We start from the raw sequence: 6823 nt of genomic DNA, 5'->3' as shown, positions 1-6823 counted from the left end.
GGACAACCGGGGGAAGCTCACCGGCGTTCGACGGTGACGGGTGAGGTGAAGGCTCGGAGGTGCCGCGAAAGCCACTTTCGCGGCATCAGACGTCCCGAAAGTGGCTTTCGCGACGCACTCGGTCCTCAGGGCCAGCGAGTACCTCTAAGCGCTAAGAACCCATACCCGCGCGTTCGAAGGCCAGGGTCGGCAGGTCGACGGCGTGCGCGCCGCCGTCAGCCACGATCACCGCGCCGGTGATGTAGGACGACTCCGAAGAGCCAAGGAACCGCACGATCGACGCGATCTCCTCCGGCTCGGCGGGACGGCGCAGCGGGACCTCGGCCGTGACGCGGCGGTAGCCCTCGTCGTGACCACCGTCGAAGCCCGCGGCCTCGGCGAACTGGTCCATCTCGCCGTCCGCCATCGGGGTGCGCACCCAGCCGGGGCAGACCGCGTTCGCGCGGACGCCTTTGGGCCCGTAGTCGCGGGCGATCGAGCGGGTCAGCCCGATCAGCGCGTGCTTGGCGACGGTGTAACCGGCGACGTTCGGCCCGGCGAACAGCCCCGCCAGCGACGACACGATGACGACCTGACCACCGGATTCGACCAGCGACGGCAGCGTCGCCCGGCAGAACACGAAGGCGCTGGACAGGTTCGAGCGCAGCGCCAGTTCCCATTCCTCGTCACCGGTGTCGGTCACCGAGGACAGCCCGTGCCCGCCGGCGTTGGCCACCACGACGTCGATCCGGCCGAACTTGCCGACGATCTCGGCCGCCGCGCTCTCGGCGGCTTCGCGATCGCTGGCGTCGCACGCGATGACGTGCGCGCCGGTTTCGGCGGCCACCTTCTCCAGCGGTTCGAGCCGTCGTCCGAGGACCACCACCTGGGCGCCCTCGTCGGCGTACCGGCGGGCGACCGCGGCACCGATGCCGGTACCGCCACCCGTGATCGCGACAACCTTCTTCACTAGCGGAGTCCTTTCTAAGCGGGAAAACCGGAGCGGGCCGAGACGCCGAAATCGGCGAGCACGGCCTGGCCGTTGACCGCCCGCGAACGCGCGGACGCGAGATGGAGCACCTGCCAGGCGACTTCCTCAGGAGCCTGCACCGGGAACGCGGGATCGTCGAGCACCTCGCCCAGATCGCCGCGCGCCATCGGGGTGTCGACCACCGACGGGCAGACGCAGTTCACCCGGACGCCGGGGAGATCGACCGCGAGCGCCCTGGTCATCGCGACCACGGCGCCCTTCGAAGCGCAGTAGGGCACCATGCCGGGCGCGCTGGTGAACGCCGAGTCGCTGGCCAGCAGCACGACCGAGCCGTTCGACGCGGTGAGCCACGGCGCGGTGTGTTTGACCAGCAGGAACTGGCCGGTGACGTTGACCGCCATCAGCGCGGCGAAGTCCTCCGCCGAGGTTTCGGTGGCCGGAGTCCCGACCGGACCGGAGATCCCGGCGCAGCCGACCACGACGTCGAGCCCGCCGAACCGGCTCGCCACGGCGTCGATCGCGGCGACCATCGACGGCTCGTCGGTCACGTCGGCGTGGACCGCCAGCAGGCCGTCGGCGAGCGTGGGCACCGGTGCCCGGTCGAGGGCGCCGACCCGCGCGCCCTCGGCCAGGAACGCCTGGACGCAGGCAAGGCCGATACCGGATGCCGCGCCGGTCACCAGCACGGCCTTGCCCGCGAGCTCCAGTCCCATGGCGCCATCCTGCGGTCCGGACCTTTCGCGGGGGTTGGCCGTCAGTGCATCCTTCTTGTCGGCAGCCGCATGACGGCCGCGCGGTCTTTTCAGCCGACGGCGGACCGGCAAGACTGCGAAGCATGACCAGGCCGCATCCGCTCGACCCGTTGACCGCCGACGAACTCATCGCAGGCCGTGCGATCCTGGCCGACGAGGGCCGGTTGACCGCGACCACGCGGTTCCCAGCGGTACTGCCGGTGGAGCCGGAGAAGGGCGATGCCGCCCCGGACCGCCGTGTCCAGTACACGCTGCTGGACACCGCGACCGGACACGCGCGCGACGTGGTCGTTTCGCTGACGAAACGCGAAATTCTCTCTCAAGAAAACTGCGGTGACGGCCAGCCCGCGTACATGTTCGAGGAGTACGACCTCGCCGCGTCGATCACCAAAGCCTCTCCGGACTGGCGGGCCGCGATGGAGCGGCGCGGGCTCTCCGACCGGATCGAGCACGCCTTCTGCGCTCCCCTGGCGCCCGGGTTCTTCGGCAGGCCCGACGAGACCGGCCGCGTCATCCGCTCGCTGACGTTCCTGCGCGACGACGAGTCCGACAGCCCGTGGGCGCATCCGGTCGAGGGCCTGATCGTGCACATCGACCTGACCGAACAGCGGGTCATCAGGGTCGAGGACGAGGGCGACGTGCCCGTCCCGCCGGAACACGGCCGCTACGGCGACGTGCCTGCCCGCACCACGCTCAAGCCGATCGAGATCACCCAGCCCGAGGGGCCGAGTTTCCTCGTCGACGGCAACGAGGTCACCTGGGAAGGCTGGAACCTCCGCGTCGGCTTCAACGCCCGCGAAGGACTGACGCTGCACCAGATCAGCTTCCAGGACCGGTCGGTGCTGCACCGTGCGTCGGTACCGGAGATGGTGGTGCCGTACGGGGACACCGCGCCCGGCCGGTTCTGGATCAGCTACTTCGACGCGGGCGAGTACCTGCTCGGCAAGAACGCCAACGACCTGCGGCTGGGCTGCGACTGCCTCGGCGTCATCCACTACTTCCCCGCGTACGTCGCCGACGACCACGGCCACCCGGTCGAGATCCCGCGCGCGATCTGCATGCACGAGGAGGACTACGGGATCCTGTGGAAGCACACGGATCTCGACGGCCGCGCCGAGGTCCGCCGGTCGCGGCGGCTGGTGATCTCGTCGATCTCCACCATCGGCAACTACGACTACGGGTTCTTCTGGTACCTCTACCTCGACGGCACCGTGGAGCTTGAGGCGAAGGCCACCGGCATCGTGTTCGCCGGCGCCGCGCATCCGGGCACGAAGCACCCGCACGCCAACGAGATCGCGCCCGGCCTGTTCGCGCCGGTGCACCAGCACCTGTTCTGCGCGCGGCTCGACGTGGCGATCGACGGCGAACGCAACTCGCTCGTCGAGGTCGACGTCGAACGTGTGCCGGTGGGCGAGCAGAACCCGTACGGGAACGCCTTCACCTGGAAGGAAACGCCGCTGCGGACCGAACAGGAGGCGCAGCGGCACGCGGATCCGGCCAAGGCGCGGGTCTGGGAGGTCCGCAGCTCGGAGCGCACCAACCGGCTCGGGCAGCCCACGGCGTACCAGCTCGTCCCCCGGCCGTCCGCGACGTTGATGGCGCAGCCCGAATCGACCGTCCACCAGCGGGCGACGTTCGCCACCCGGCACCTGTGGGCGACGCCGTACCGCGCCGACGAACGGTTCCCGGCGGGTGACCGGCCGAACGCCCACCCGGGCGGCGCGGGCCTGCCCGCCTGGACCGCCGCCGACCGGGACCTGACCGACACCGATCTCGTGCTCTGGCACGTGTTCGGCCCGACCCACATCCCGCGCCCGGAGGACTGGCCGGTCATGCCGGTCGACTACTCCGGTTTCTCCTTGCGTCCCTATGGCTTCCTGGACCGAAATCCGGCCCTCGACCTGCCGTCGGGCGCTGCCGACGATCACTGTTCCGCCCACGAGCACTAGGACTCCTGCGATGCCCGAACTGACTCTGTCCGACACGTCCACCTGGCTGCCGCTCGACGGCCTCGCCCCCGGTTTCGACGCGAACAAGGCCCCCACCGTCGGCGACCTGCACGGCCGCACCTTCGAACTCGCCTGCGAGGACGGCACCACGTTCACCGCCGGTTTCTCCGGCACCCGGATCGAATGGACCTACCACGGCACCGGCACCGACCGCTGCGAGACGTTCCTCGTCGACGACGACCTGTACTACGTCCAGTTCCACCCGGAGGCGCGGCAGGACGAGGCGTTCACCCTCCTGCTCGACCTGCGCCGCGGCCGCGCCCTGCTCGTGCTGAGCAAGATCGGTGACACCTCGCCCCGCGTCACCCAGACCTTCCTGGCCGCCACGATCGGCGGGATCGAGCCCAGCGGGGAGTCGCTCGCGCCGACGACGTCGCTGGTCGGGCGCCGGGTGCTGTGGGTGTACAGCACCGAGCACGCTTACGAGCACGTGTACCTCAGCCCGCACTGGTACACGTGGCAGTGCCTGGCCGGACCGGAGCGAGGGCTCGCCGACACCGACGAGAACTCGGTCTACGAGCTGCGGCCCGGCATCTACGTCTTCGCCTGGCGGGAGAAGGTGATCCCGTGCGCCTCGGTGACCGTCGCCGATCACCGTGACGCGAAACGGCTCCGCTCGCACGGTGTCCTTTTCGGACTGGACGCTTCCGGGAGCACCCCGACCCACTTCACCTTCGGCGCGCACGGCAAGCTCCTGAGCACCACCGTGCACCCCGAGGCTTACGACCCCGCCGGGAGCTGAGCCTTGACCGCCGATCTCATCCTCACCAACGCCACGGTGTACACAGTGGACGGTGCCCGGCCCTGGGCGTCGTCGCTGGCGATCAAGGACGGCAAGGTGCTGTCCCTGGAGGACATCGAACGCGGGCCGAACACCGAGGTCGTCGACCTCGACGGCGCGTTCGTGATGCCCGGACTGGTCGACGTGCACAACCACCACGCCCTCGCCGGGCGCGCCGCGTTGTTCGAGCTCACCTTCGGCCTCGACGCGGGCCTGGACGACATCCTCGCGGCGGTCCGCTCGCAGGCGGCGGCACTCGGACCGGACGAATGGGTGGTCGGCGGCGCCTGGGCGTCCACCCTGGTCAGTACCCTTTCGCGGACCTCGGCGCGGCACGCCCTCGACGAGGCCGCGGGCGGACGGCCGGTCATGCTCTCCGACGACAGCAGGCACAACCGCTGGGTGAGCAGCAAGGCCCTGGAACTCGCGGGGGTCACCGCCTCGACACCCGATCCCGCGGGCGGGGAGATCGTCCGCGACCCCGAGACCGGCGAGCCCGTCGGTGTCCTGCTCGAGGCGGCGGGTGTCGCGGTCGAGCGGGCGCTCAGCGAGACACGGACGCTCACCGCCGAGCAGCACGTGGCGGCGTCCCGGCACGGAATCGGCACGCTGCACTCGTACGGGATCACCGCGTTCCAGGACGCCGGCGTCTCCGCGGACATCCTGGGCGCGTTGAAGGCGCTCGACGACGCGGGCGAACTGCACGCGTGGGTGGTGTCGTCGCTGCTGATCAACGACCCGATCTTCGGCTTCGACCCGATCGGCGCGCCGTTGCTGGAGGTCGCCGGGCAGTACCGCAGCGAGCACCACCGGCCCGACTTCGTGAAGATCTTCCTCGACGGCGTCCCGCCGACGCGCACCGCCGCCTTCCTGGAGCCTTACCTGCCGGACGCCGCGCACGGTGCCTGTCACCACGGCGCCACCACCATGCCGGGCGACGAGCTCACGGGCTGGCTGCGCACCGCGGCCGAGGTCGGGCTCTCGGCCAAGGTGCACTGCACGGGGGACGCGTCGGTGCGCGCGACGCTGGACGCCGTCGAAAAGATCCGCGCCGAAGGCTTCGCCGACGCGCGCTTCCAGGTCGCGCACGGCCAGTTCGTCCACCCCGACGACCTGCCGCGCTTCGCCTCGCTGGGCGTCGCCGCGGACATCTCGCCGTTCCTGTGGGTCCCCGGGGTCATCCCGGCGGCCATCGCCGAGGTCCTGCCCGGCGAGCGGGCCGGGCGGATGCAGCCGAACCGGTCGCTGCTGGACGAGGGCGCGCTGGTCGCGGGCGGTTCGGACTGGCCGGTCAGCGAGTCCCCGAACGCGTGGGAGGGCATCCACGGCCTCGTCACCAGGCAGGACCCGACCGGCACGTTCCCCGGGGCGCTGTGGCCGGAGCAGGCGATCACCCTGGCCGAGGCCGTCGAGGTCTTCACCCTCGCCGCCGCCCGCGCGATGGGACTGGGCGACGTCACGGGCTCGCTGGTCCCCGGGAAGTCTGCGGATTTCGTCGTCCTGGACCGCGATCCGTTCAAAACCGATCCGTCGGCACTCGTCAAGACAAAGGTGACGCAAACGTGGTTCGCCGGGCACCGCGTGTATCTGCGCGACTGATCTCCTACACTGGTAGAAGAACCAGTGCGGGAGGTCTGCCGATGCCGAAGATCATCGACCACGACGAGCGGCGCAGCCACATCGTCGACGTCACCTGGGATTTGATCACCCAGGGCGGGATCGAGGCCGCCACCATGCGCGAGATCGCGGCGGCCGCCGGCTTCGCCAACGGTGCGCTCAAGCTGTACTTCCCGAGCAAGGAAGACATCATCCAGGCCACCTACGAACGCGCGCTCGGCATGATGCGCGAGTACGTGGAGCTGGACGAACTGCGCGGGCTGACCGCGCTCCGCGAGCTGTGCGTCTCGTCGATGCCGATCGACGAGGACCGCATCTCCGCGGGGCGCGTCCTGCTCACCTTCTGGCAGCTGTCGCTGACCAACCCGAAGCTGCAGGACAAGTACCTCGAGCACATCCGGTCGTGGCGGGGCCTGCTGCACCGGTACCTCACCGAGGGGCGGGAGGACGGCGACATCGTCACCGAGACCCCCGACGAGCAGCTGGTCGACGAGGTCGTGCTGATCAACGCCGGGGCGAACGTGATGAGCCTGGTCGCCGGCGAATTCTCGACGGTCGCTTTGCAGCAGCAGCACCTGGAGTCGTTCTTCACTCGCCTCACCCGGCCCTGACACTGCCCCAGCCTCCGGGGGCTGAAGGGGACTTTGCCCGCGTCTGACGCGGTGAAGGGCGGGCGGTCTCAATCGGTTGTTGC

6 protein-coding genes are annotated in these 6823 nt (G+C 70.2%); 4 read left to right on the top strand and 2 right to left on the bottom strand.

What is annotated here, in order from left to right; genetic code table 11:
* Positions 1-151: 151 nt before the first annotated feature.
* Both B0293_RS42785 and B0293_RS42780 read right to left on the bottom strand, forming a co-directional pair.
* The gene (locus B0293_RS42785) at positions 152-949 is read right to left on the bottom strand and encodes an SDR family NAD(P)-dependent oxidoreductase (RefSeq protein ID WP_005168024.1); all 798 of its coding nucleotides are present in this window, start codon (positions 947-949) and stop codon (positions 152-154) included.
* A gap of 14 nt (positions 950-963) precedes the next feature.
* Positions 964-1683, bottom strand: a complete 720-nt coding sequence (locus B0293_RS42780; RefSeq protein WP_005168023.1) for an SDR family NAD(P)-dependent oxidoreductase — start codon at positions 1681-1683, stop codon at positions 964-966.
* A 122-nt stretch (positions 1684-1805) separates the two neighbouring features.
* Between B0293_RS42780 and B0293_RS42775 the strand changes: the two genes are divergently transcribed.
* Genes B0293_RS42775 through B0293_RS42760 form a run of 4 tightly spaced genes read left to right on the top strand, consistent with a single transcriptional unit; the run spans position 1806 to position 6740 of the window.
* Positions 1806-3671 (top strand): primary-amine oxidase, encoded by a 1866-nt coding sequence (locus tag B0293_RS42775; protein ID WP_005168021.1) that lies wholly within the window; start codon positions 1806-1808, stop codon positions 3669-3671.
* A 10-nt stretch (positions 3672-3681) separates the two neighbouring features.
* On the top strand, positions 3682-4473 hold the full coding sequence (locus B0293_RS42770; protein ID WP_005168019.1) for a molybdenum cofactor biosynthesis F family protein: 792 nt from the start codon (positions 3682-3684) through the stop codon (positions 4471-4473).
* Positions 4474-4476: 3 nt separating this feature from the next.
* Positions 4477-6111 carry an amidohydrolase gene (locus tag B0293_RS42765; protein ID WP_005168017.1) on the top strand — a complete coding sequence of 545 codons (1635 nt, stop codon included), beginning with the start codon at positions 4477-4479 and terminating at the stop codon, positions 6109-6111.
* 41 nt (positions 6112-6152) lie between these two features.
* Positions 6153-6740: a TetR/AcrR family transcriptional regulator gene (locus B0293_RS42760; RefSeq protein WP_005168016.1), complete on the top strand. Its 588-nt coding sequence runs from the start codon at positions 6153-6155 to the stop codon at positions 6738-6740.
* The last annotated feature ends 83 nt before the right edge of the window (positions 6741-6823 follow it).

The organism is Amycolatopsis azurea DSM 43854, assembly GCF_001995215.1.
GTDB classification, from domain to species: domain Bacteria; phylum Actinomycetota; class Actinomycetes; order Mycobacteriales; family Pseudonocardiaceae; genus Amycolatopsis; species Amycolatopsis azurea.
Note: the sequence above shows the minus strand (reverse complement) of the source record. Positions and strands in the feature narration are given on the sequence as shown.